Consider the following 22306-nt stretch of genomic DNA (forward strand, 5'->3'; position numbering starts at 1 on the left):
ACCCGGAGAGCGGGGGGGAAGGGGAGGGGGGGGGGGGGCTGCGGGGGGCGGGGGTGGCGAGGAAGGAGGGGGGGAGGGGGGCGGCGGGGGGTATGCGGACGGTCGCGCGCGGGTCGTAGGAAAAAAAAGTCGCGGCGGGGGTGCAACCCCGGTGGGGCCGGCACGTCTGTCGGGGTGGAGGGCCTCCACCCCGCACGACAGATCGGTGATCAGCGATCGCCGATCACCGTCCGACGGCGACACGCCGTCCTCAAACACCCAGAGGAACCGATGCCCAAGCACCGTCTGATTCCCCGCGACTCCCGCATGCGCGCCCTGACCGTCGCCCTCGGAGCCTCCGCCGTGGGCGCCGCGCTGACCGTCGGCGGTGCGCTGAGCGCCCAGGCCGCGACCCCGGCGCCCGCCCCGGCCGGGTCCCACGGAGGCAAGGTGTCGGCCCCGGCGGGCGACAGCGGCCACGCGGCCCCGGCGCCCGGACGGGGCAACGGCCACGCCGCACCCGCACCCGCGCAGGGCCACAACCACGCCGCCCCTGCGCCCGCGCCCGCACAGGGCCACGGCCACGCGGCCCCGGCTCCCACGAAGGGCCACGGCCACACCGCCCCCGCACCCGCGCCCGCACAGGGCCACGGTCACGCGGCCCCGGCTCCCACGAAGGGCCACGGCCACACCGCCCCCGCACCCGCGCCCGCACAGGGCCACGGTCACGCCGCCCCGGCTCCCGCGAAGGGCCACGGCCACACCGCCCCCGCACCCGCCTCGCCCGGACACCAGGGCGGCCACACCGCTGCCCCCGCCCCTGCCCCCGCGCCCGCGCCCCGTCAGGGCTGAGGCACCCTGTCTGCGGGGAGAGCCGTCGATGACGGCGGCTCTCCCCGTTCGACGGCCAGGAGAAACATGACGACAGCGACACCTCCGGCGGTCGCCCTCCCCTGGGAGCGGCCGACCCGCACCCGGTCGCTCGGTGCGCGCCTGCTCGCCCGCCTGCGGGCGGCGGCGGGTGCCGCGGCCGAGCCCGACCGACAGTCCCGTACGACACCGGGAAGCGATACGCGGCAGCCCGAACGCCCCCTCGGCATCGAGGAGTTGTACCACCACCGCAGGCTGCCCCTGGTGCGGCTCGCGGTGCTGCTGGTGGACGACGTACAGACCGCCGAGGATGTCGTGCAGGACGCGTTCACGGCTCTGTTCCGGCGCCACGGGCACCGGCTGGAGTCGCTGGACGAACCGGAGGCGTATCTGCGGACGAGCGTGGTGAACTCGGCGCGCTCGGTGCTGCGGCGCCGTCGTACGGCACGCGCGTACGTCCCCGAGCGAGAGCAGCACGCGCCCGCGCCCGAGGAGTACGCCGTGCTGCACGAGGACCACCGGGAGGTGCTCCAGGCGCTGCGCGGGCTGACCGGGCGGCAGCGCGAGGTGCTGGTGCTGCGCTACTGGTCCCACCTGACCGAGGCCGAGATCGCGGCGACGCTCGGGCTGTCGCGGGGCGCCGTGAAATCGACCGCGAGCCGGGCCCTGAGCGCCCTCGGCAGACGTCTGGAGGGTCTGCGGTGAACGAGACGACATACGGAGCGGCGGAGACCGCGCCCGTCGAGGAGCGGCTGCGCGCCGCGCTGGCCGCGCGGGCGGAGTCGGTCCGCCCGGCCGACCTGCGCCCGCTGCGCCCGCCGACCGGCGGCCCCGCGCTCCGGCCGGTCCTGGTCCGCCGGGTCGCCCTCGGCCTCCTCGCGCTGGCCGCCGCTGCGGCCCTGGTCTTCCTCGGCGTACGAGGCGCCCCGTCCCACCCCGCCGAACCGGCCCGCCCCGGCCACCCCACCCCGACCCCGACGCCCACAGGAGCGATGCCGTCCCGCGCCGCGCCGTCCTCGGAGGCGTCGGGGGGCGCGGCGGCGCCGAACTCGCCGAGTCGGTGAGGCGGAGGGGGCCTGTCGGGGGCCGGTGAGGCGGGGCGGGGCTCCGCTCACGGCACCGAACGGGCGAGGCACGTACGGACGGACCCACATCTGCTGCCGCCCCCTCGACGTCCGTGCCGTCCTCGAACGGCTCGCACACGACGGGGCCGCGTTCCGCATCGACTTCTTCCTGCCGAGCGCGCCCGACATGATGCGCGCCGCCGCCCCCTGGCTCTGCCGGGCGAGCACGGTGTTGGTGAACGCGGCCGGACACCGCGTCCTGCAGTCGGTCACCGGCGTGGCCGCGCTGCCCGAGATCGTGGTCACCGACGGCCCGCGCGCCGCCCAGCTCTGGATGTCCGGCGAACAGGCCGCCTCAGCGGTCCCGCCGACCAACCCGCCGAACGAGGCGACCGGGGTCGGCGACACCCTCACCGGCACGTTCCTCGCACTGCGCTCGAAGGGCGTCCCACCCGCACAGGCGCTCGACCGGGCGACGACAGCAGCCGCCCGCCGCGTCTGCGCACCCCCTCTTCCCGTCCCCGCGCAACGCCGCGCCTGACCACACCGGGGCTTCTGCCGACGTCCGTCTACGTTGCCCACCGCCGGTTCGCCGCGCACGACCGCGCCCTGGCCGCCACGCTCGCCGGACAGCTCGCGGCGAAAATCGGCGCCGACCGGGTCTTCCTCCCCTTCTGCGACACCGACGAGGAACAACGCCGCCGCCACCGGCATCCCCGTACTTCTGGACCGCTGCTTCATCAGGGAGCTGGTCTGAGGACCGCTCCTCCGGGGCGCGTCTCGCATCACCTGGCGCGAGGCCCTGGATCTGGCCGAGTGCGTAGTCGAGCGCAAGGGCGCCCCCTCGACATAGGAGAGGAACTGGCCGACGTTTTCCTCTACCTGACAGCCGTGGCGGAAATGAACGGAGTGGATCTGAACTCCTGGCGGATCATCTTCATGAGAAGCGGCACTGCCTCAAGCCAGGTCCGCCAGGACCGGACGGTGGGCGCGACCGGGCGCGCCCACCGGACATGTCCCGACAGTCCGGCACGGTGGGGAAGCCCGTACGCCGAAGGCCGGAATGTCGCCCAAGCCGCCCTCCCCAGAGCTACACGGAATGCGTGGACCTCACTCGGAAAAGGCGTGGTTGTACGTCTGTGGCGATCTTGGCCGCCTGGTCCATGTGGACGCGGGCCTCGGGGTTGCCGAGCATCGCTCGGTAGTGTTCTTCCGTCTCCCACTGGGCGTAGTTGATGACGCGTTCTCCGTCGAGGGAGGCGTGGAAGTTGGCGCAGATGAAGCCAGGTTGGTGCTTCATCGTCTCCTCGGTGGCGCGGGCGAGCAGCGCCACGAGTTCGTCCTGGCGATCGGCGGCGACTGTGAAGACGTTGATGAGCGTCGCCACGGGCCGTGTGGTGTCGATGAATGCGGTAACGGTCATGGGCTTATGGCTCCCCTTACTGAATGGGGGGATCGCTCGGCGGTGCCCGTATTCGCTCGTTCGGTCGGCACGTTGTCCCCCGCTGTGCCGTACCACGAGCGCGGCCGGGCGGGAGAACTTCTCAGCACGGTCGCTCGTATTCGATCTGCGGCAGCGGACGACCGTCGCCGAAATCGTGGGTGCGGACCGTACCGCTCTCGGTGAACCCCGCCTTCGTGTAGAAACGGTGCGACTGCGGGGTGTCGCGCAGGGTCCACAGGTGGACCCTGCTGTGCCGGTCGGCGCGGAGCCGGTGGAGTGTCCGGGTCATCAGGACCGTGGCGATGCCGGAGCCCCATCCGTCGGGGTGACCGTAGAAGCTGCGGATCTCCGCGAGGCCGTCGCGTGTGGACGACGGGGCGAAGACGGACAGCGCGAGTGGGCGGCCGTTCCTCAGCGCCAGCAGAATGGTCGAGGCCGTCACCGGGGCGGGCTTCGCGTACCTCGATCATGGGGGTCACTTTCTGTCGGCGGGTACGGCGAGTCGGCGGGCTGCACGGTCCGGAGTTCAGGAGCCGGTGAGCAGGGAGGGGAGAGCGGCGAGCGCGGCGGCTCGTCCCGCCTCGTTGACCGCGGTCACCGGTGACCGCGACGTCACCGGACCGGATGGCGGGCTGGCGTCGCGAACCTCGGTGGCCGGCACTCTCGTGGCATCGGTGGCGACGGCCAGCACGGACACCTGCGCCGAGTTGACCGGCAGGAGGAGGCGCTGGTTCTCGCGTTCGGCCGCCTTCAGCCGGTTCAGCATCTCGGACAGACGATCTTCCAACTCCTCGCGCAGCGAATTCGATTGCTCGGCGAGACGGGTGGCCGATGCGCATTCCCACAGCCGGACATGCCGGGTCCTCACCGCGTCCGTACTGCATGAGGACCAGGTTCCAGAACTCCGCGTACCGGTCTTCGTGCACAGCCGAGCCGCCCGCGTGGCCGAGGGTGGAGCAGCGGACGTAATACGGCTCCGGGCACGCGCCGCACGGGCGCCGAAGAGGTCGAGGAAGCGGCGGCGGATCTCGGCGGTGCGCATGCAGGACTCCGGAAGCGGTCACAGGGACTGGACTGCCAGTGCGTGGGCGGGGTGGCGGGGGCCGAGGAACACAACGACTCCGCGTCCCTCGGGAGCGGGGTGGGTGGCCTGTGCCCAGCCCTGTCGGTGATAGAAGGCGATGGACCGCGCGGACCGCAGCGAGGTGAGCAGCCAGCAGCGTCCGTCATCGGCGCTCTCGGTCACCGCTCGCAGCAGGCAGGCGCCCACCCCCGAGCCCTGTGCGTCCGGGCGGACGGCGATCTCGTCCACCTCGCGCGCCCCACTGAGCCATTCCGCGGTGCGTGCGGAGCCCAGTGCCGCAGCCGCCTGGGGATGGCACCGGTCGACGGGGAAGGGAGAGGGCGTGGTCCAGGCGGTGGCGAAGCCCACGGCCCGCGGACCGTCGAGAGCGAGAGCGGCGACGAATCCGGGCCGGTGGACGTCCGCGTCCAACCGGGCGGCGAACCGGTCCACTCCAGCCTCGTCCTCGTACCACGGTGGAGCCCGGAAGGCGTCCGCGTACACGCGCCGCAACTCGGCTCGGTGCACGACGAGTTCGGCGCCGCTCAGCAGCCGTACGGTCGTCGTGGTCATCGCGGCGCGCCCGCCGTCACGGCCGCCGGGTGGAGCACCGCGTACTCCAGGGGCGCGGACGGATCGACGGAGATGCCGAGGGGGGCGGGCTCGGCGCCCGCGCGCACGAGGAGGTCACCGACGGCGGCGATCATCGCGCCGTTGTCGGTGCAGAGTTTCAGGGGCGGGACCCGCAGTTCGATCCCGGCCGCCCGGCAACGTTCCTCGGCGAGCGCCCTCACCCGTGAGTTCGCGGCGACGCCTCCGACCACGACCAGCGTTCCGACGCCGAACTCGTCGCAGGCCGCGACCGCTTTGCGGGTCAGCACGTCGGCGACTGCCTCTTGGAGGGAGGCCGCGCCGTCCGCGACGGGGAGGCACCGTCCCGCGTGGCTTTCGGCCCAGCGCGCGGCGGCGGTCTTCAGTCCGGAGAACGAGAAGTCGTACGAGCCCGGCAGCGGGCGCGGGAAGGCGACCGCGCGGGGATCGCCCTCGCGTGCGGCGCGGTCGATGGCGGGACCGCCGGGGTAGGGCAGACCAAAGACACGCGCGACCTTGTCGAAGCACTCACCCGCCGCGTCGTCGAGCGTGTCGCCCAGGTGCGTGATCCGGTCACGGGCGAGGTCTCGCACCAGAAGCAATGAGGTGTGGCCGCCGGAGACGATCAGCACCATGCAGGGATCGGGGAGCGGTCCGTGTTCCAGGGTGTCGGCGGCGACGTGCCCGGCGAGATGGTGCACGCCGTACAACGGCACACCCAGTGCGTACGCGACGCCCTTGGCACCGGCCAGACCCACCTGGAGCGCGCCCGACAGGCCGGGGCCCGTGGTGACGGCGACCGCTCCGATGTCCGCCAGGCCGAGGCCCGCCTCGTCGAGGGCCGCGGCGATCACGGGGCGGAGGGAGTGCAGATGGGCCCGCGAGGCGATCTCCGGGACCACCCCGCCGTACCGCGCGTGTTCGTCCATGCTCGACGCCACGGCGTGGCCGAGCAGTCGCCCGTCCTGGACGACTCCCGCACCCGTCTCGTCGCACGACGATTCGATGCCCAGCACGATCGGTGAGGCCACACTCACACCTTTCTGCACTCTCTATGCTATTGCATAGAGTATGCAATAAGGACGCCCCCCGGGGCCCAGGGCCCCGCTCACATCGAAAGAGAGGCCAGAAGCCTGGGGGGGCGCGGCCGCAACGGCTGTCCGTGCAGAGAAGAGGCGCACCTCCCCATGACCACCACTCCCCCGCCACCGTCCGGCGGATCGGCCACCGGCACTCCCCGGCGTGGTGCACGCATGTCCATGAACCGGAGGGAATGGGCGCGGGTGTTCGGTATGGCCGCCTTCATCCTGGCCCTGCATGTGATCGGCTGGTTCACCCTGGTCGCGATCGTCGCTCCCGAGCACTACAGCCTGGGCACCAAGACGTTCGGCATCGGGATCGGTGTGACCGCGTACACCCTCGGCATGCGGCACGCATTCGACGCCGACCACATCGCCGCGATCGACAACACGACCCGCAAGCTGATGAACGAGGGGCAGCGGCCCATGTCGGTCGGCTTCTGGTTCTCCCTCGGCCACTCCACGATCGTCTTCGCGCTGGCGTTCCTGCTCTCGCTCGGCGTCAAGTCGCTGGCCGGCCCGGTGGAGAACGACGACTCCGAGCTGCACGGCATCACCGGCTGGATCGGCACGACCGTCTCGGGCACCTTCCTCTACGTCATCGCGATCATCAATCTGGTGATCATGGCCGGAATCTGGAAGGTGTTCCGCGAAATGCGGTCCGGCCGGTTCGACGAGGCCGCGCTGGAGGAACAGCTCAACCACCGCGGCTTCATGAACCGCCTGCTCGGCCGGGTGATGAAGTCGATCACCAAGCCCTGGCAGATGTACCCGCTCGGTGTCCTGTTCGGCCTCGGCTTCGACACCGCCACCGAGATCGCCCTGCTCGTCCTCGCCGGTTCCGGCGCCGCCTCCGGGCTGCCCTGGTACGCCATCCTGTGCCTGCCCGTGCTGTTCGCGGCGGGCATGTCCCTGCTGGACACCATCGACGGCTCGTTCATGAACTTCGCCTACGGCTGGGCGTTCTCCAAGCCGGTTCGCAAGGTCTACTACAACCTCACCATCACCGGCCTCTCCGTCGCCGTCGCCCTGATCATCGGCACGGTCGAACTGCTCGGCCTGGTCGCGGAGAAGGCAGGTCTGCACGGCGCCTTCTGGGACTGGGTCGGCGGCCTCGACCTCAACATCGTCGGCTACGTCATCGTCGGCCTGTTCTTCGCCACCTGGGCCATTGCGCTCCTGGTGTGGAAGGTGGGGCGGATCGAGGAGAAGTGGACCGCCGGGCTTGCCGTTCAGAGCGCCGAGCGACCGGAGTAGCCGAAAGGGCGGGAAGCACTCCCCGACACATCGACCTGGGACCAGCGTCTGATCGCAACATGTAGTTACTACTGTTAGCGTGCACTTGCATACCATTGGCAATAACGTCGGAGGACGTTGGACATGGCGCTTTACACGCTCCCCGAGCTCCCGTACGACTACTCTGCCCTCGCCCCGGTGATCAGCCCCGAGATCATCGAGCTGCACCACGACAAGCACCACGCGGCATACGTGAAGGGTGCGAACGACACCATCGAGCAGCTCGCCGAGGCGCGGGACAAGGACTCGTGGGGCTCCATCAACGGCCTGGAGAAGAACCTCGCCTTCCACCTGTCGGGCCACATCCTGCACAGCATCTACTGGCAGAACATGACCGGCCCGAAGGACGGCGGCGGCGAGCCCCTGGCCCAGGACGGTGTCGGTGACCTCGCCGACGCGATCACCGAGTCCTTCGGTTCCTTCGCCGGCTTCAAGGCCCAGCTCACCAAGGCCGCGGCCACCACCCAGGGCTCCGGCTGGGGCGTCCTCGCCTACGAGCCGCTCAGCGGACGCCTCGTCGTGGAGCAGATCTACGACCACCAGGGCAACGTCGGCCAGGGCTCCACCCCCGTCCTGGTCTTCGACGCCTGGGAGCACGCCTTCTACCTGCAGTACAAGAACCAGAAGGTGGACTTCATCGACGCCATGTGGGCCGTCGTCAACTGGCAGGACGTGGCCAAGCGTTACGCCGCCGCCAAGGAGCGCGGCGACAGCCTGCTGCTCCGCCCGTGACCTGACGGTCACTCATACCCCTGCCTGTGATCGTCTTCTCACCCTTCACCGGCGGGCGAATGGAGGCCGCTCCGGGGCTCTTTCCCCGGGGCGGCCTCCGCACCCCTGGGCCCCGGGGGCACGGCATCTCTCCGACGTGACCACGCTCACTCCGGTCACGGGAACTCGGCCCCACGGCCGCACGACCCCTACGACGGACCGCCTGGAGCGGTACACGAGACTCCGTTGCAGAAGGGCCGGTCATGGCGGAAAGCCGTACGACACAGACTCCCGCGCCCGCGGGCATACCGGAGGGGGCACCCCGTCCAGATCCGTCCGCGGGCGATGGCACGGACCTCCCCCCTCAGAGGACCTCGGGGACCGGCCGGACAGCGGTGGGCGGGAGCCCCCGTGCCTCCTGGAGCGGGCTGCGCCCCCTGCTGCTCCGCCTCCACTTCTACGCGGGCATCCTCGTCGGCCCGTTCATGCTCGTCGCCGCCGTCACGGGACTGCTCTACACGGCGACCCCGCAGATCGAGGCCGTCGTCTACCACCACGAGTTGACGGTGACCCCGCGGGGAGAACCGCGTCCGCTGTCCGCGCAGGTGGCCGCGGCTCGCGCGGCGGTACCCGAGGGCACTCTCTTCTCGGTGACACCGGCAACCGGCCGCACGGACAGCACACGCGTCGTGTTCGACAAGCCGGGTCTGCCCGAGAACTACACGCAGACCGCCTTCGTGAACCCCTACACCGGCGAAGTGCTCGGGCAGGAACGGACCTTCGCCGGGTGGTGGCTCCCCGTACGCGCCTGGGTGGACGGACTCCACCGGCACCTCAACCTCGGAGAGGTCGGGCGCAACTACAGCGAACTGGCCGCGAGCTGGCTGTGGGTGGAGGTCCTGGGCGGACTCGCCCTGTGGCTGACGGCGCCCCGTTCACGTGAGCGGATGCGCCAGGTGTTCGTTCCGCGGGGCGGTGCCAAGGGCCGTCGGCGCACGATGTCCTGGCACGCGACGGCCGGGGTGTGGGCCTCCGTCGGCCTGCTGGGCCTCTCGGCGACGGGCATGACCTGGTCGGTGCACGCGGGTGAGAGCATCGGCAAGATCCAGTCGGCGCTGTCCGGGCCCACCCCGACCCTGTCCACGACGCTTCCGGGACACACCACCGCGACCGGGGCCGGCGGCGCGACGGATGTCGGCATCGACACGGTCGTGGCCTCCGCGCACGCCGCCGGGCTGCGCGGCGTCCTCAACGTCGTACCGCCGGGCAAGGACCAGGCCACCTACGTGGTCAAGGAGAACACCCGCAGTTGGCCGGAGCGGCACGACTCCGTCGCCGTCGATCCCGCCACCGGCAAGATCACCGCCCGTACGAACTGGGCCGACTACCCCCTGCTGGCGAAGATGACCAACTGGGGCATCGACGCCCACATGGGCCTGCTGTTCGGACTCGCCAACCAGATCGTGCTCGCGCTGCTCGCCATAGCCCTCATCGCCATGACCCTCTGGGGATACCGGATGTGGTGGCTGCGCCGCCCCACCCGCACCGCGGGGCCGGCGCTCGGCCGCGCGCCCGCGCGCGGCGGCTGGCGTCGGCTGCCGGGCTGGTTCCTCGCCCCCGCCGCGCTGCTCGTCGCCGTGATCGGCTACTACGTACCGCTGTTCGGTCTGCCGCTGCTGGCCTTCATCCTCATCGACCTGGTCGTCGGCGCCCGCCGTCGGCACCGCGACGGACACACGGAGGTGACCGCGTGATCGACGCGACCGGACTCAGACTGATTCTCACGGCGTTGTTCGTCCTCCCCGCCCTCTACGCGCTCTGGCTGGTCGCGGCACCGGGCCGCCCCCTCAACAGCCGGGTGACGCACGGATTCCACGCCGTCATGGGCATGGCGATGGCCGCCATGTCGTGGCCCGGCGGCTCCGGTCTCCTCGTGGGTCCGCAGATCCTCGTGTTCTCCGCCGGGGCCGTGTGGTTCGTGATCGCGGCTCTGACACGCCCCGACGGCATGACCCGCCCGGCCGCCCTGCTGCGGGCGGTACCGCACATCGTGATGATGGCGGGCATGGTCTGGATGGTCGCCGTGATGGACGGCTCCGCGATGGCGTCCGGAGCGGGCGGTCCCGGTCACGACATGCCCGGCATGGACATGTCCGGAGCCGGCGCGCTCAGCGCCATGACCCTGTCCGGAACCGGCGACCGGTGGATCGCGGGCCTGCTCGCGTTCTTCCTCGTGGGGGTCGGCCTGCGCTGGCTGGCCCAGGCGTTCGACCAGGCGCGACTGGCCACCCCCGTGGCCGCGCAGGGTACCGCCGCGGTGGCGGGCATCCGGCCCGGGGCGCGCGAACCCGCCTGCCACGCGGCGATGGCTGTCGGCATGGGAGTGATGTTCCTGCTGCTCGTGTGACCGGAGGGGTCTGTCGTGGGCCGGGTCCGCACCGGGCAGGATCCGGCGTGGACCCGGCCCGGACCTGACGCGACACGGACCGGCCCAGGGGAGGCTCAGGTTCTCCGCGGCACGCCGGGTTGTCAGGGCAGACGGTCCGGACGGACGCGGAAGCAAGGGCCGTAGGTCTCCGCCGTACCGGCGATCGGAATCTCCATCAGGGCCACGGCCGGGGTCTCCAACCTGCGCATACGCTGCACGGCGGTTCGCAGCGCCTCCGGGTCGCCCTCGGCCCAGGCCGTGTCCAGGGCCTCCAGGACCGTGGTGTAGGTGCCGTCGAAGTCGTCCAGCAGTCGGCGTACCTCGGCGGGCGGACGGTCCCAGCCGCCCGCCGGAACCTTCGACATGGGCCGGGTGTCGGGGAACGGTACCGGCGGGCCCGTGAACTGCCAGGTGCCTCCGGACTGACGGATCCGGCGTCCGTGGTGGATCTCCGCGAAGGCGTAGTAGTGCGCCACGTGGCCGTCGCCGAGTCCGTCGTCCGGCGCGAGTGAGGTGCCCTCGCCCTGGTCCTTGATGATCTCGATGGACCTCTCCACGTCCTCCAGCGTTCGGACGGGCCGGAGGGTGTCCTCGCCGATACGCTCGCGCAACTGCCGCTCCACGGACAGGTCCGGGGCGACCGCGCGGAAGGCGGCGAGCACCTCGTCGTAGAAGTGACCGATGCTCAGCCGGTCGGGCGCGCTGTCGGTCAGGGGCACGGCGGGTGCCTCGATGGCCATCATCACGTCCCGTACGAGCCCCTTGGTGAGCCCCGACAAATACACCTCGACACCCGGATGGACTCCGCCAGGCAGCGGCCCCGGATAGACGGGGGCCGACTCCCTGACCCTCGGCCGGCCACCGAGCCCCACGAGCAGGTTGCAGACGACGCCCAGGTGATACATCTCGTCGGAGACGATGCGCCGGATCAGCCGGGCGGCATCGCTCTTGCGGTTCCTCACCGACCACCAGCCGCACAAATACGGAGGGATGGTCGCGAACTCGATCTCTACGGCCACCTGCAGGGCCGCTCTGAGCCAGTCGGTGTCGCGGTCTCTCTCCGGAACCGCCACCAGGCGCGCCACGGCCCCGAGCGGCGGGGCGGGTCGGGCGGGCGTCCCCCGTTGTCCCTCTCCGGGCGAGCATGCGGTGAGAGCGAGGGGCGCGCCCGCCGCCAGCGCGGCGGACGCCAGCAGACTGCGCCGCCGGACGGAGTCGCCCGACGCCTCCTCGGAAGAACCGTTCGACCACGCCACCCGTGCCTCCGTATCCGCCGGTGATCCCGGCGTCGTCCTCGCGACAGATCCGTGAAGCTAGCAGCGGTGTCCGGCCGCGGACGGGCGGCCACGGCCCGCGTCCCGCCCTGTCAGGCCACCGGCCCGCGGCCGGGAACCGGACGGCCTCCCGCCGCGACTACGTACGAACGGCCGGTCCCGCGTACGACGGGCACGTGCTGCGGGCGGGATGCCCGGGGCCCGTGCACTGCGCCGGGAGTGGACGGAACACGGTCGGCGGCGGGGCGCGTCGGCGCGCATGCCCCGACCTCGCGGGCCATCGGCGTCGATACCGTCGTGCCGGGCCGGGGACCGTTACGTGGCGCTCGGGCGAGGGTGACACACCTCACGATTGAGTTCCGGAACCAGGCTCTCCGCCGGTCCGACCACTGAAGCGGCAGGGTGCCGACCGCCCTCGCCCGCACGACGGATCAACGCGACCAGGAAGGCCGGACATGGCCGATGCTCCGCTGTCACCCCACTGCACCGGTGCGAACCGCCGCAGACTGCCGGTACCTGCCGCGCTCTGCGGATTTCTGATCCTGCTGGCGCTGCTGTTCTCGGTGTCCTACGCGGTGGGATCGGCCGCGGGGCCGGTGGCGCCCGGTATGCACGGCACCGGCAGACCGGCGGACGGCGGCTCGGGCGGGGGCATGGGAGACATGCCCGGCATGGGCCACGGGGGCGGTGAGTGATGCCGGTCGAGCCGAGGACCAGCCTCGTCGTCACGGACGTCACCGTCGGCGGGATGACCTGCGCGGCCTGTGTGCGCCGGGTGGAGAAGAAGCTCGGCAAGCTGGAAGGCGTCACGGCCACGGTCAACCTGGCCACGGGGATCGCACGCGTCAGCCACCCGGCCGACGTCACGCCCGAGACTCTTCTCACCGCGATCGAACAGGCCGGATATGAGGCGGCATTGCCCCAGCCTGCGGGCGGCGACGACTCCGGGCCCACGGGCCGGGACGAAGACGACTCCCGGCGTGAGCGGGAACGGATCGTGATCACCGCGCTCCTGGCGGTACCCGTGCTGGTGCTGTCGATGGCGCCCGCCCTCCAGTTCCGCAACTGGCAGTGGCTGTGCTTCATGCTGGCGGCGCCGGTGGCGGTGTGGAGCGCCTGGCCCTTCCACGTCCGGGCCCTGCGCGGTCTGCGGCACTCCACGGCCACGATGGACACCCTGGTCTCGCTGGGGGTCGTCGCCTCGTTCTCGTGGTCGGTGTACGCGCTGTTCCTCGGCGGGGCGGGCGAGCCGGGGATGCGGATGTCCTTCAGCCTGCTGCCGTCGCCGTCCGAGGGTATGGCGCACCTGTATCTGGAAGCGGCGGTGAGCGTCCCGCTGTTCGTGCTGACCGGACGCTTCCTGGAAGGGCGGGCACGGCTGGGCACGGGGGCGGCGCTGCGGTCCCTCGCCGAGCTGGCGGCGAAGCAGGTGACCGTACGCGACGGGGCCGGCGAACGGACGATCCCCGTCGAACGGCTGCGCGTGGGGCAGGTCTTCGTCGTCCGGCCGGGCGAGCGGGCCGCGACCGACGGGCGGGTGACACGGGGGACGTCCGCCGTGGACCTGTCCCTGGTCACCGGTGAGAGCGAGCCGGTCGAGGTAGGCCCCGGTTCCGCCCTGGTCGGCGGGGCGGTGAACGCGGGCGGCCTGCTGCTCGTGAAGGCGACGGCGGTGGGCGCGGACACCCAGTTGGCGCGGATCACCCGGCTCGTCACGGAGGCGCAGGCGGGCAAGGCACGGGCGCAGCGGCTGGCCGACGCGGTCGCCGGTGCGTTCGTGCCGGTGGTCCTCACGATCGCCGTGACCGTCCTCGGGTTCTGGCTGGGGGCCGGGGCCGACCCGCAGGCGGCCCTCACCGCCTGTGTGGCGGTGCTGGTGGTGGCCTGCCCCTGTGCTCTTGGGCTGGCCACACCGACCGCGCTGATGGCCGCCACCGGGCGGGGCGCCCAACTGGGCGTGCTGGTGCGGGGACCGCAGACGCTGGAGGCTCTCCGCCAGGTGGACACGGTGGTCCTGGACAAGACCGGCACACTGACCACCGGTCACATGACGGTGGCCGCGGTGACCGTGCTGCCCGGCCGGGTGGGGCGGGAGGAACTGGTGCGGCTGGCCGGGGCGGTGGAGCACGGTTCGGAGCATCCGGTCGGCCGGGCGATCACCGCGTACGCGCGTCGCGCGGGTGGACCGGAACCGCTGCCGGAGGTGACGGACTTCGCCGCGGTCGCCGGTCACGGGGTCGGCGGCCGGGTGAACGGCCTGCTGGTCGAGGTGGGCGCGCCGGACGGCGACCTGCCGGGCGCGCTGGCGGAGGCCCTCGTCTCGGCGGAGCGGGACGCGCACACGTCGGTGGTGGTCCGGGTGGACGGCCGGGCCGAGGCGCTGGTGGCCGTCGGTGACGTGGTGCGCCCCGGCAGTTACCGGACCGTGGACCGGATGCGACGGCTGGGGATCCGCACGGTGCTGGCCACCGGGGACCGCGCCGCACCGGCCCGCGCCGTCGCGGCGGCGCTGGGCATCGACGAGGTGCACGCCCGCTGCACTCCCGAGGACAAGGCCGCTCTCGTGGCGGACCTCAAGCGGGAGGGCGCCCGGGTCGCGGTGGTCGGTGACGGTGTGAACGACGCCGCCGCGCTCGCCGCGGCCGATCTCGGCATCGCCCTGGGCAGCGGCACCGACGTGGCCATCGGCGCGGCGGACCTGACCCTGGCCCGTGGCGACATCGAGGCACTGGTGGACGCGATCCGGCTGGCCCGGCGCACACTGGGCACGATCCGGGCCAATCTGGCCTGGGCGTTCGGCTACAACATCGTCACGGTGCCGCTGGCCATGATCGGCCTGCTCGATCCCATGATCGCCGCGGCGGCGATGTCGGTGAGTTCCGTGCTCGTGGTGACGAACAGTCTGCGGCTGCGCGGTTGGCAGCCGTCCGCTTCCCGCGGCCGGGCTCGGCGGGCGGCCGGTGTGAAGGCGGGTGTGCGATGACCCGGATCACGGACCGGCTCCTCTCGTCGGGGGTGCTCGACCGGCGCCGCCTGCGGGACAGAACGCTCGCCGTCCTGGTGCCGGTGGCGGCGTGCAGCGTCGCGCTGGCCGGACTGACCACCTGGGTGGGCACGGGAAGGGCCGGCGCGCCGGCACGTGTCCGTGTGACCGAGGGCCGCGTACTGCTGCCGTCCGCGGGCGCCACGGAGACGGCCGCGTTCTTCCGCATCACCAACGAGGGAGGTTCCGCCGACACGCTGGTGCGGATCACCGCGCGGGGTGTCCGGGGTGACGTCACCCTCTCCCGGCACCACATGGAGGAGGGGAACGTGGCCTACCGGTCCCCGTTCGACTCCCTCTCCGTCGCCGCGGGCGAGAACCTGGCCATGTCCCCGCGAGGGGTGGATCTGACGGTGCCCGTGCCGTCGGGCGCGTGGCGGTCGGGTGATCTCGTGCCGTTCACCTTGGAGTTCCGGCGAGAGGGCTCCGTCAGAGTGCTCGCCGTCGTGGTGCGGCCGGGTACGGTCCACCTTCCGTAGTCGTCTTCCGCCGCTCGTGAGTTCCCGCGTGTCCGTGGTGATCTGCATCACGCATCTGTCGTTGAGTAGGGGGGTGGGGGACTTCGCGTACCCCCTGACGACAATCGGACCACGAGTGCGAGGATGAGCGGGCTATGACTGTCCCGAGGTGGTGCCGCACCGCGCGGGCCGGCATGTTCGCCGCTGCCTGCGTGCTGCTGGCCGCCCTGGGCCACACGCTCATGTCGGGAACCTCCGTCCCCTGGTGGGCCCTGGCCGCCGGAATGAGCGGGACGGGGGTTACGGGCTGGCTGCTGGCAGGGCGGGAGCGCGGCCGTGCGTCGATCGTCGCTTCGGTGACGGCCGTGCAGGCGGTGCTTCACGAGACCTTCGCGCTGGCGCAGTCGTCGGCGCCCGGTTCCCCTGCCATGTCGGCCCCTTCCGCCCCGACGGGCATGGGCTCCATGCACATGGGCTCGATGGACATGGGCTCGATGGACATGGGCTCGATGGACATGGGCTCGATGGACATGGGCTCGATGAGCGGCATGGACATGGGCGAAACCGCCCACGGCATGGCGGGCCTCGACCACCTGCACGGCATGGCGGGCATGAGCGGCACGGCATCGGTCGGCATGTTCGCCGCGCACCTTCTGGCGGCGGTGCTGTGCGGGCTGTGGCTGGCCCACGGCGAGCGGGCCGTTTTCCGTGTCCTGCGGGCGACGGCCGCCCGGCTGGCGGCCCCGCTGCGCCTGCTCGGCTCCCTGCCTCCCGCCGTGCGACGTCCGGTCCTGCGTGGACGCCGTGAGGCCTGCGTTCCGGCACCGGTACGACTTCTTCTGTGCTGTTCACTCACCTTCCGGGGGCCGCCCACGGGGACCGCTGTCCACTGAGACAGCCGGATCCACCGGAGCCCTCGTCCCGCTCACCCTTCTGCTTCCGCGCCCAGGTGCGCCCTGCTTTCCCGCACGGCACACCCCTCGGCGCACCGCGAGCGGACTCCTCCAGACCGGGCTCCGGGCACCGCCCTGCCTTCGCGTACGGGCGCACCCCCATGACCCGGTGAGCCATGCCCCTGTGCGGGCGGGCCCCGGAATACCCGAGAAGGACATCACGAGATGATTCCTGTCATGCACGGTCCACAGATGGACCGTGCCACCAAGGACGCGTCGGCGACCGCCTGGGCGCTGGCCGCCCGCGGCGGAGACCCGGAAGCCGCCGAACGTTTCGTCCGCGCTCTCCACGGTGACGTGCTGCGCTACGTGACGTACCTGAGCGGTGATCCCCAGACCGCGCACGACCTGACCCAGGACACGTTCGCGCGGGCCTTCGGCAGCCTGCACCGCTACGAGGGCCGGGCCTCCGCCCGGACCTGGCTGCTGTCCATCGCCCGCCGAGCGGTCGTGGACAGCCTGCGCCGGGCGGCTGTCCGGCCCCGGATCGCTGACACCACCGACTGGCAGACGGTGGTGGAGGGCACCCAGCCGCGCGGGCTGCCGGGCTTCGAGGACGGCGTGGCCCTGCTGGACCTGCTGGAGACGCTGCCGGACGAGCGCCGCGAGGCGTTCCTGCTGACCCAGGTCGTCGGGCTGTCGTACGAAGAGGCGGCCGGCTTCGCCGGTTGTCCCGTGGGAACTGTCCGTTCCCGGGTCTCGCGGGCCCGTGCGGCCCTGGGACGGCTGCTGGACGAGGCCGAGGCGGCGAGCACCCTGGTGGCCTGACACCGTCCCGGCGGCGTGGTCGGCGGACCGGACCACGCCGCCGGGCACGGCGGCCGCCGCCTTGTGCGGAGCCTCGCCTGACCACGACCGGGCGGGGCGCCGCACGAGAGCACGAGGGGCCAATCCCTGGGACGCCGACACCAAGTCCACTTCCACACAGGGTATTTGACGGGTCCTCCCGGGAACTTTCCGGCCACCCGCCCCGACTACTACCCCGACGCCGCACCGACCGTCGGCGGTAGGCGGCCGGAAGGGGCCCCATGACACCCGAGATAGAGAATGCCTTCGCGGCGATCAGAAGCGAGCACGGCGCGGATTCCCTGAGGCGGGTGGAGCTCATGCTCGAACCCGGCGGGGGCGGTCCGCGGCACCCCCTCCAGCAGGGCGCGAAGTGGGTTCTCCCGGGGTTGTCGTCCACCCCCTGGCACGACCCGCGTGAACATCCCGAACTGCTCCCCGTGGTGGAAGGGCTCGAAGCCGCCCATCCGAGGATCCGGGAGGAGCTGACCGCGGCGTGGGCCGCGCGCCGGGAGGTGTTCTCGGACTACGAGCATTATCTGACCCGGCAGCGGGACTGGCAGGCCCTTCATCTGTACCGGGACGGCGGCCTGGTCCCGGAAGCGGCGCGCACCGTCCCCACGGCCTACGGGGTGATAGCCGGGTCGGCCGTGGCGGCGGAGACGATATGCCCTCTTCTGGAATGCCATTTCTCCACGCTGTTGCCGGGTGCCGTCATCGCTCCGCACTGCGACCTGTGGAACTTCAGCATCAACCTGCATCTGGCCGTGGACATCCCGGACGGCTGCAGCATCACGGTGGCGGGCGAAACCCGGTCATGGACCGAAGGGGAATGCCTGCTCTTCGACTACTCCTTCGAGCACGAGGCCCGCAACGACGGCGACCGGCCCCGCACCTGCCTGCTCGTGGATCTCTGGCACCCCGGCACCACGGGCCCGGAGCGGCGGGCCCTCACCGTGCTCATCACCGAGATCAGGCGCCTCATGGGGGACGGCTGACCGGCCGGTGACGCGGTTCGACGGCCCCTTTTCCCGATCCCATCGACGGCCGAGGAGACACCGACCGGTGCGGGCACGACTTTCCCTTCTGGTACTGGCGCTGGCGCAGCTGGTCATCGCCCTCGACTACAACATCGTCTACGTCGCGCTTCCCGGTATAGGCAGCGGTCTCGGCTTCTCCCCGCACGACCTCCAGTGGGTGGTGAGCGCCTACGTCGTGGCGACGGGCGGCTTCCTGCTGCTGGGCGGCCGGACGGCGGACCTGCTGGGACGGCGCCGGACCTTCGTGGCGGCCGCACTCGTGTACGCGGGTTCCTCCCTGGTGGGCGGCCTGTCCCAGTCGGCCGGTGTCCTGATCGCCGTCCGCGCCCTTCAGGGAGTCGGAGGCTCCCTGCTCTTCCCGGCCACACTGTCCCTGATCAGCACGATCTACGAGGAGGGGCCCGCCCGGAACCGGGCCCTCGCGGTGTGGGGCGCCGCGGGTGCGGGCGGTCTGTGCTTCGGTTCGCTGCTCGGCGGGGTGCTCGTCGAGGCGTTCGGCTGGCCGTCGGTGTTCTTCGTCAACGTGCCCGTGGCGGCGGCGGTGGCGTGGGCGGGCTGGCGGCTGTTCCCGGCAGACGGCCCCCGCACCGGCACCCGCCGGTTCGACGTCCTGGGCGCGCTGGCCGGCACCGGAGGGATCACGCTGCTGGTGTTTGTGCTGGTGCACGCCCCCGCGACGGGCTGGGAGAGTGCCTCCGTACTGCTCAGTGCCGCCCTCGCGGCCGGGCTGCTGACCGTCTTCGTGGTGATCGAGCTGCGAGCGGGCGATCCGCTGGTACCGGCCCACCTGTTCACCAGGCCGGGGCTGCTCGCGGCCATGACGGTCACCGCTCTCTACAGCGCCACGTTCAGCTCACTGCCCTATTTCCTCACGCTCTACTTCCAGACCGTGCGCGGATACAGCGCGTTCGCGACCGGCCTCGCCTTCCTCGTGCCCGCTGTGGTGACCGCCGTGGGCACCCAGGCCGGTGAACGGGCCGTCGCCCGTGTCGGGGTACGGCGCATGCTGGCCGGCGGACTCGTGCTGGGGGCCGCGGGCGCCGTCGTTCTCGGGCTCGCGCTCCGAGGCGAGGGGTCGTACCTCCCGCTGGTGCCCGGCATCGTGCTGATCGGGCTCGGCCAGGGCGCGGTGTGGACCGGCATGTGGATCGCGGCCGCCGCCGGAGTCCCGGCCGAGGAGCAGGGGGTCGCCTCCGGTATGGCGTCCACCACGCTCCAGGTGGGCGGCGCGGTGGGCCTCGCCCTGCTGGTCGCCCTGTCCTCGGGCGCCGGGCACGGTCCATCCGGCGACGCGGTGCTCACCGGCATACGTGCCGCCGTGTTCGCGATAGCCGCCGGTCTCGGACTCGGCGTGGCGCTCGTCCTGGCGCTGCGCGGGCCCAGGCCCGTACCCGTCTGATCGTCGCGTCCGTGTCCGTGTCCGTTCCGGCTGAAGAGTCGTCAACCACGAGGAGTCCATCCGTGTCCGGCAACAACCCCAGACCGTCCGGTCCGGCGGCCGTCGTGTGCGGCCTGGCCGGCTGGCTACCACCGCGCGTCGTCACCAACGACGAGCTCTCCGAACGGCTCGACACCGACGACCAGTGGATACGTACCCGCACCGGTATAGGCCGGCGGCATCTCGCCGGGCCGGGCCAGGCAACCTCCGACCTCGCCGTCGAAGCCGGACGGCGCGCACTGGAGTCGGCCGGGACGGGTTCCGTGGACACCGTGATCGTCACGACGACCACACCGGACCGGCCCTGCCCGGCGACCGCGCCCGTGGTGGCCGCCCGCCTCGGGCTGGCCGGAGCCGCCGCCTTCGACGTCGGGGCGGTGTGCACGGGGTTCGTGTACGGCCTCGCCACGGCCGCCGGTCTGATCGCCTCGGGCGCCGCCCGCCGGGTGCTGCTGATCGGCGCGGACACCTACTCCACCATCGTCGATCCGCTGGACCGGACCAACGCGATCATCTTCGGGGACGGTGCCGGAGCGCTCGTGCTGCGCGCGGGCGGCCCGGACGAGCCGGGAGCGGTCGGGCACTTCGACCTCGGCAGTGACGGCGCCCACGAGGACCTGATCACGGTCGCCGCCGGCGGCTCCCGCCAGCGGTCCGCCGGAGTCACACCCACCCACGCCGAGCGCCATTTCGCGATGCGCGGCCGGGAGGTGTACCGGCACGCGGTGACCCGGATGGCCGCCTCGGCACGGACCGTCCTGGACCGGGCCGGGTGGAAGACCGACGACGTGGACCACTTCGTCCCCCACCAGGCCAACCTGCGCATCCTGCACTCCGTCGCCGACGACCTGGGGCTGCCCAGGGAGCGCTGCGTGACGAACCTCGACACCGTGGGCAACACCGGAGCCGCGTCCATCCCGCTCGCCCTGGCCCACGCCGCGGCCGGGCATCGTCTGCGGCCGGGCGACCGGCTGCTGCTGACCGCCTTCGGCGGCGGCCTCACCTGGGGCTCCTGCCTCCTGACCTGGCCCGGCATCACCACAGCCCCCTCACCGGAACGGATCACGCCATGACCGCCTACGAACAGCTCGTCGCCATCGTCATGCGGCTGCACGACGTACCCGCCGACCTGGTCGGCCCCGAGGCCACCCTCGGTGCCCTGGACATCGACTCCCTGACCACGGTCGAGATCAGCATCCGAATCGAACGCGACCTCGGTGTCACCGTCGGCGACGACGAACTCCAGCCCGATCTCACCCTCGGTCGGATCGCCGACCTCATCGAAGCCCGCCGCTCCACCACCGTCTGAACCCACTCCGAGAGGCACGTCCACCATGCGGATCAAGGACCAGCCCGGCGCCTCGCTCGGCGCCGTCGTCGAGGACTTCGACCACACCACCGCCTCGGAAGCCCATGTGCGGGCCCTCAAGAAGGCCGTTTACACCAAGAAGATCGCCGTGCTGAAGGGCCAGGACCTCACACCCGAGCAGTTCCTCGCGCTCGGCCGGCGTCTGGGGCGCCCCGAGATCTACTACGAGCCGATGTACCAGCACCCCGAGGTGCCCGAGATATTCGTCTCCTCCAACGTCCCGGAGAACGGCAGGCAGATAGGGGTGCCGAAGACGGGCAAGTTCTGGCACGCCGACTACCAGTTCATGCCCGACCCCTTCGGCATCACCCTCATCCATCCACAGGTCGTGCCCGAGAAGAACCGCGGCACCTACTTCATCGACATGGGGAAGGCGTACGAGCGGCTGCCCGAGGAGCTGCGGAAGCAGATCGCCGGAACCCGCTGCCGGCACTCGGTCCGCAAGTACTTCAAGATCCGGCCGCACGACGTGTACCGGCCGATCTCCGAGATCATCGAGGAGGTCGAGACGAAGACGCCACCGGCCGTCCAGCCGACCACCTTTACCCACCCCATGACCGGCGAAACGGTTCTCTACATCAGCGAGGGCTTCACCGTCGGCATCGAGGACGCGGACGGCAACCCGCTCGACGAGGAGCTGCTCAAGCGGCTCTTCGAGGCCACCGGCCAGCTCGACGACACGTTCGAGCACGCGGGCATCCACCTGCAGAGCTTCGAGAAGGGCGACCTGCTGGTCTGGGACAATCGCAGCCTCGTGCACCGCGCCCGGCACACCACCACCCCCGAGCCCACCGTCTCCCACCGCGTGACCGTTCACGACGAGCGCGGGCTGTACGACGGGATGCCCGCCGCATGACCGCTCCGGCCCCCGGCCGCACCGACGCACCGCCCCAGCGCGTGTACCCCACCGACGGGGAGCTGCTGGCACGGGTCCTGCTGCCCTACAAGCCGCACTGCACGTACCTGAAGTCCGCCGAGGTCACGACCGGTGCCGGACTGACCTCCGTACGCTGCGCTTTCGAGATCCCGGAGTCCTGTTACATCGACGACACCGGCCATCTGAACTCGGTCGAGGTGAACATCGCCTACAACCAGATGATGTATTACCTCGTGGCCAAGTCCGTCCAGGAGCGGCTGCTGACCGGGTTCGAGGACTGGACGCTGGACGACTTCTGGCGCCGCCAGCTCCCGGACATCCTCATCGCTCGTTTCACCGCGAACTTCCGGCGGCCCGTCGGCCCCCGCGCCTTCACGGGGGAGATGGAGTTCCGCTCCGTCACCCGGCGCGCCCCCGCCGGCGTGGCCCCCTTCCTGCACGCACAGACCGCGTTCCGCTACCGGGACGACCACGGCGGCCGGTGCGACGGCGAGGCGACGCTCGCGTTCGTCAACATCCCCTGACCGACCGGAGGCAGAGCTT

At 71.7% G+C, this 22306-nt stretch carries 25 protein-coding genes; 19 read left to right on the forward strand and 6 right to left on the reverse strand.

What is annotated here, in order from left to right:
- Positions 1 to 270: 270 nt before the first annotated feature.
- The 4 genes from KUM39_RS28605 to KUM39_RS20320 all read left to right on the forward strand — a co-directional run bounded on the left by KUM39_RS28605 (position 271) and on the right by KUM39_RS20320 (position 2454).
- Positions 271 to 831, forward strand: a complete 561-nt coding sequence (locus tag KUM39_RS28605) for a hypothetical protein (RefSeq protein WP_217787149.1) — start codon at positions 271 to 273, stop codon at positions 829 to 831.
- Positions 832 to 897: 66 nt separating this feature from the next.
- Positions 898 to 1554 (forward strand): RNA polymerase sigma factor, encoded by a 657-nt coding sequence (locus tag KUM39_RS20310; protein ID WP_217787150.1) that lies wholly within the window; start codon positions 898 to 900, stop codon positions 1552 to 1554.
- Complete coding sequence (locus KUM39_RS20315) at positions 1551 to 1913, forward strand: hypothetical protein (RefSeq protein WP_217787151.1); 363 nt, start codon at positions 1551 to 1553, stop codon at positions 1911 to 1913. The genes KUM39_RS20310 and KUM39_RS20315 overlap by 4 nt, the downstream gene beginning before the upstream one ends.
- A 25-nt stretch (positions 1914 to 1938) precedes the next feature.
- A complete protein-coding gene (locus KUM39_RS20320; protein WP_217787152.1) occupies positions 1939 to 2454 on the forward strand; it encodes a carbohydrate kinase family protein in 516 nt (171 codons plus the stop codon).
- Positions 2455 to 3003: 549 nt separating this feature from the next.
- On the opposite strand, the gene KUM39_RS20325 is transcribed toward KUM39_RS20320, so the two are convergent.
- The 5 genes from KUM39_RS20325 to tsaD all read right to left on the reverse strand — a co-directional run bounded on the left by KUM39_RS20325 (position 3004) and on the right by tsaD (position 6042).
- Positions 3004 to 3336, reverse strand: a complete 333-nt coding sequence (locus KUM39_RS20325) for an antibiotic biosynthesis monooxygenase family protein (RefSeq protein ID WP_217787153.1) — start codon at positions 3334 to 3336, stop codon at positions 3004 to 3006.
- A 121-nt stretch (positions 3337 to 3457) separates the two neighbouring features.
- The gene (locus KUM39_RS20330; protein ID WP_217787154.1) at positions 3458 to 3799 is read right to left on the reverse strand and encodes a GNAT family N-acetyltransferase; all 342 of its coding nucleotides are present in this window, start codon (positions 3797 to 3799) and stop codon (positions 3458 to 3460) included.
- A gap of 84 nt (positions 3800 to 3883) precedes the next feature.
- On the reverse strand, positions 3884 to 4399 hold the full coding sequence (locus KUM39_RS20335) for an MreC domain-containing protein (RefSeq protein ID WP_217787155.1): 516 nt from the start codon (positions 4397 to 4399) through the stop codon (positions 3884 to 3886).
- Positions 4400 to 4417: 18 nt separating this feature from the next.
- A complete protein-coding gene (locus KUM39_RS20340) occupies positions 4418 to 4993 on the reverse strand; it encodes a GNAT family N-acetyltransferase (RefSeq protein WP_217787156.1) in 576 nt (191 codons plus the stop codon).
- Complete coding sequence (tsaD, locus tag KUM39_RS20345; protein WP_217787157.1) at positions 4990 to 6042, reverse strand: tRNA (adenosine(37)-N6)-threonylcarbamoyltransferase complex transferase subunit TsaD; 1053 nt, start codon at positions 6040 to 6042, stop codon at positions 4990 to 4992. The genes KUM39_RS20340 and tsaD overlap by 4 nt, the downstream gene beginning before the upstream one ends.
- Before the next feature lie 228 nt (positions 6043 to 6270).
- On the opposite strand from tsaD, the gene nicT reads away from it, so the two are divergent.
- The 4 genes from nicT to KUM39_RS20365 all read left to right on the forward strand — a co-directional run bounded on the left by nicT (position 6271) and on the right by KUM39_RS20365 (position 10504).
- A complete protein-coding gene (gene nicT, locus KUM39_RS20350) occupies positions 6271 to 7347 on the forward strand; it encodes a Nickel transporter NicT (protein WP_217787203.1) in 1077 nt (358 codons plus the stop codon).
- A 123-nt stretch (positions 7348 to 7470) separates the two neighbouring features.
- Entirely contained in the window at positions 7471 to 8118 is a 648-nt protein-coding gene (locus KUM39_RS20355; RefSeq protein WP_217787158.1) for a superoxide dismutase, read from the forward strand.
- Positions 8119 to 8360: 242 nt separating this feature from the next.
- The gene (locus KUM39_RS20360) at positions 8361 to 9851 is read left to right on the forward strand and encodes a PepSY-associated TM helix domain-containing protein (protein ID WP_217787159.1); all 1491 of its coding nucleotides are present in this window, start codon (positions 8361 to 8363) and stop codon (positions 9849 to 9851) included.
- A complete protein-coding gene (locus KUM39_RS20365) occupies positions 9848 to 10504 on the forward strand; it encodes a DUF5134 domain-containing protein (protein WP_217787160.1) in 657 nt (218 codons plus the stop codon). Before KUM39_RS20360 ends, KUM39_RS20365 begins: the two co-directional genes overlap by 4 nt.
- Positions 10505 to 10626: 122 nt before the next feature.
- On the opposite strand, the gene KUM39_RS20370 is transcribed toward KUM39_RS20365, so the two are convergent.
- On the reverse strand, positions 10627 to 11781 hold the full coding sequence (locus KUM39_RS20370; RefSeq protein WP_217787161.1) for a ferritin-like domain-containing protein: 1155 nt from the start codon (positions 11779 to 11781) through the stop codon (positions 10627 to 10629).
- 473 nt (positions 11782 to 12254) lie between these two features.
- On the opposite strand from KUM39_RS20370, the gene KUM39_RS20375 reads away from it, so the two are divergent.
- The 11 genes from KUM39_RS20375 (at position 12255) to scoD (ending at position 22287) form a co-directional block, all read left to right on the forward strand.
- On the forward strand, positions 12255 to 12494 hold the full coding sequence (locus KUM39_RS20375) for a hypothetical protein (RefSeq protein WP_217787162.1): 240 nt from the start codon (positions 12255 to 12257) through the stop codon (positions 12492 to 12494).
- Positions 12494 to 14782 (forward strand): heavy metal translocating P-type ATPase, encoded by a 2289-nt coding sequence (locus KUM39_RS20380; RefSeq protein ID WP_217787163.1) that lies wholly within the window; start codon positions 12494 to 12496, stop codon positions 14780 to 14782. The genes KUM39_RS20375 and KUM39_RS20380 overlap by 1 nt, the downstream gene beginning before the upstream one ends.
- Positions 14779 to 15321 carry a copper chaperone PCu(A)C gene (locus KUM39_RS20385; protein WP_217787164.1) on the forward strand — a complete coding sequence of 181 codons (543 nt, stop codon included), beginning with the start codon at positions 14779 to 14781 and terminating at the stop codon, positions 15319 to 15321. The genes KUM39_RS20380 and KUM39_RS20385 overlap by 4 nt, the downstream gene beginning before the upstream one ends.
- A gap of 134 nt (positions 15322 to 15455) precedes the next feature.
- Entirely contained in the window at positions 15456 to 16193 is a 738-nt protein-coding gene (locus KUM39_RS20390; RefSeq protein ID WP_217787165.1) for a hypothetical protein, read from the forward strand.
- Positions 16194 to 16430: 237 nt separating this feature from the next.
- On the forward strand, positions 16431 to 17021 hold the full coding sequence (locus KUM39_RS20395; RefSeq protein ID WP_246620457.1) for a sigma-70 family RNA polymerase sigma factor: 591 nt from the start codon (positions 16431 to 16433) through the stop codon (positions 17019 to 17021).
- A 260-nt stretch (positions 17022 to 17281) separates the two neighbouring features.
- Positions 17282 to 18037: an aspartyl/asparaginyl beta-hydroxylase domain-containing protein gene (locus tag KUM39_RS20400; RefSeq protein ID WP_217787167.1), complete on the forward strand. Its 756-nt coding sequence runs from the start codon at positions 17282 to 17284 to the stop codon at positions 18035 to 18037.
- A gap of 67 nt (positions 18038 to 18104) precedes the next feature.
- Positions 18105 to 19478 carry an MFS transporter gene (locus KUM39_RS20405; RefSeq protein ID WP_217787168.1) on the forward strand — a complete coding sequence of 458 codons (1374 nt, stop codon included), beginning with the start codon at positions 18105 to 18107 and terminating at the stop codon, positions 19476 to 19478.
- Positions 19479 to 19540: 62 nt separating this feature from the next.
- Positions 19541 to 20590, forward strand: a complete 1050-nt coding sequence (locus KUM39_RS20410) for a beta-ketoacyl-ACP synthase III (RefSeq protein ID WP_217787169.1) — start codon at positions 19541 to 19543, stop codon at positions 20588 to 20590.
- Complete coding sequence (locus KUM39_RS20415) at positions 20587 to 20826, forward strand: acyl carrier protein (RefSeq protein ID WP_217787170.1); 240 nt, start codon at positions 20587 to 20589, stop codon at positions 20824 to 20826. The genes KUM39_RS20410 and KUM39_RS20415 overlap by 4 nt, the downstream gene beginning before the upstream one ends.
- A gap of 25 nt (positions 20827 to 20851) precedes the next feature.
- On the forward strand, positions 20852 to 21742 hold the full coding sequence (gene scoE / locus KUM39_RS20420) for a (3R)-3-[(carboxymethyl)amino]fatty acid oxygenase/decarboxylase (RefSeq protein WP_217787171.1): 891 nt from the start codon (positions 20852 to 20854) through the stop codon (positions 21740 to 21742).
- Positions 21739 to 22287, forward strand: coding sequence for a (2E)-enoyl-ACP glycyltransferase (gene scoD, locus KUM39_RS20425; protein WP_217787172.1), 549 nt, complete (start codon positions 21739 to 21741; stop codon positions 22285 to 22287). Before scoE ends, scoD begins: the two co-directional genes overlap by 4 nt.
- Positions 22288 to 22306: the final 19 nt, after the last annotated feature.

This window comes from Streptomyces corallincola (assembly GCF_019104725.1).
Classification (GTDB): domain Bacteria; phylum Actinomycetota; class Actinomycetes; order Streptomycetales; family Streptomycetaceae; genus Streptomyces; species Streptomyces corallincola.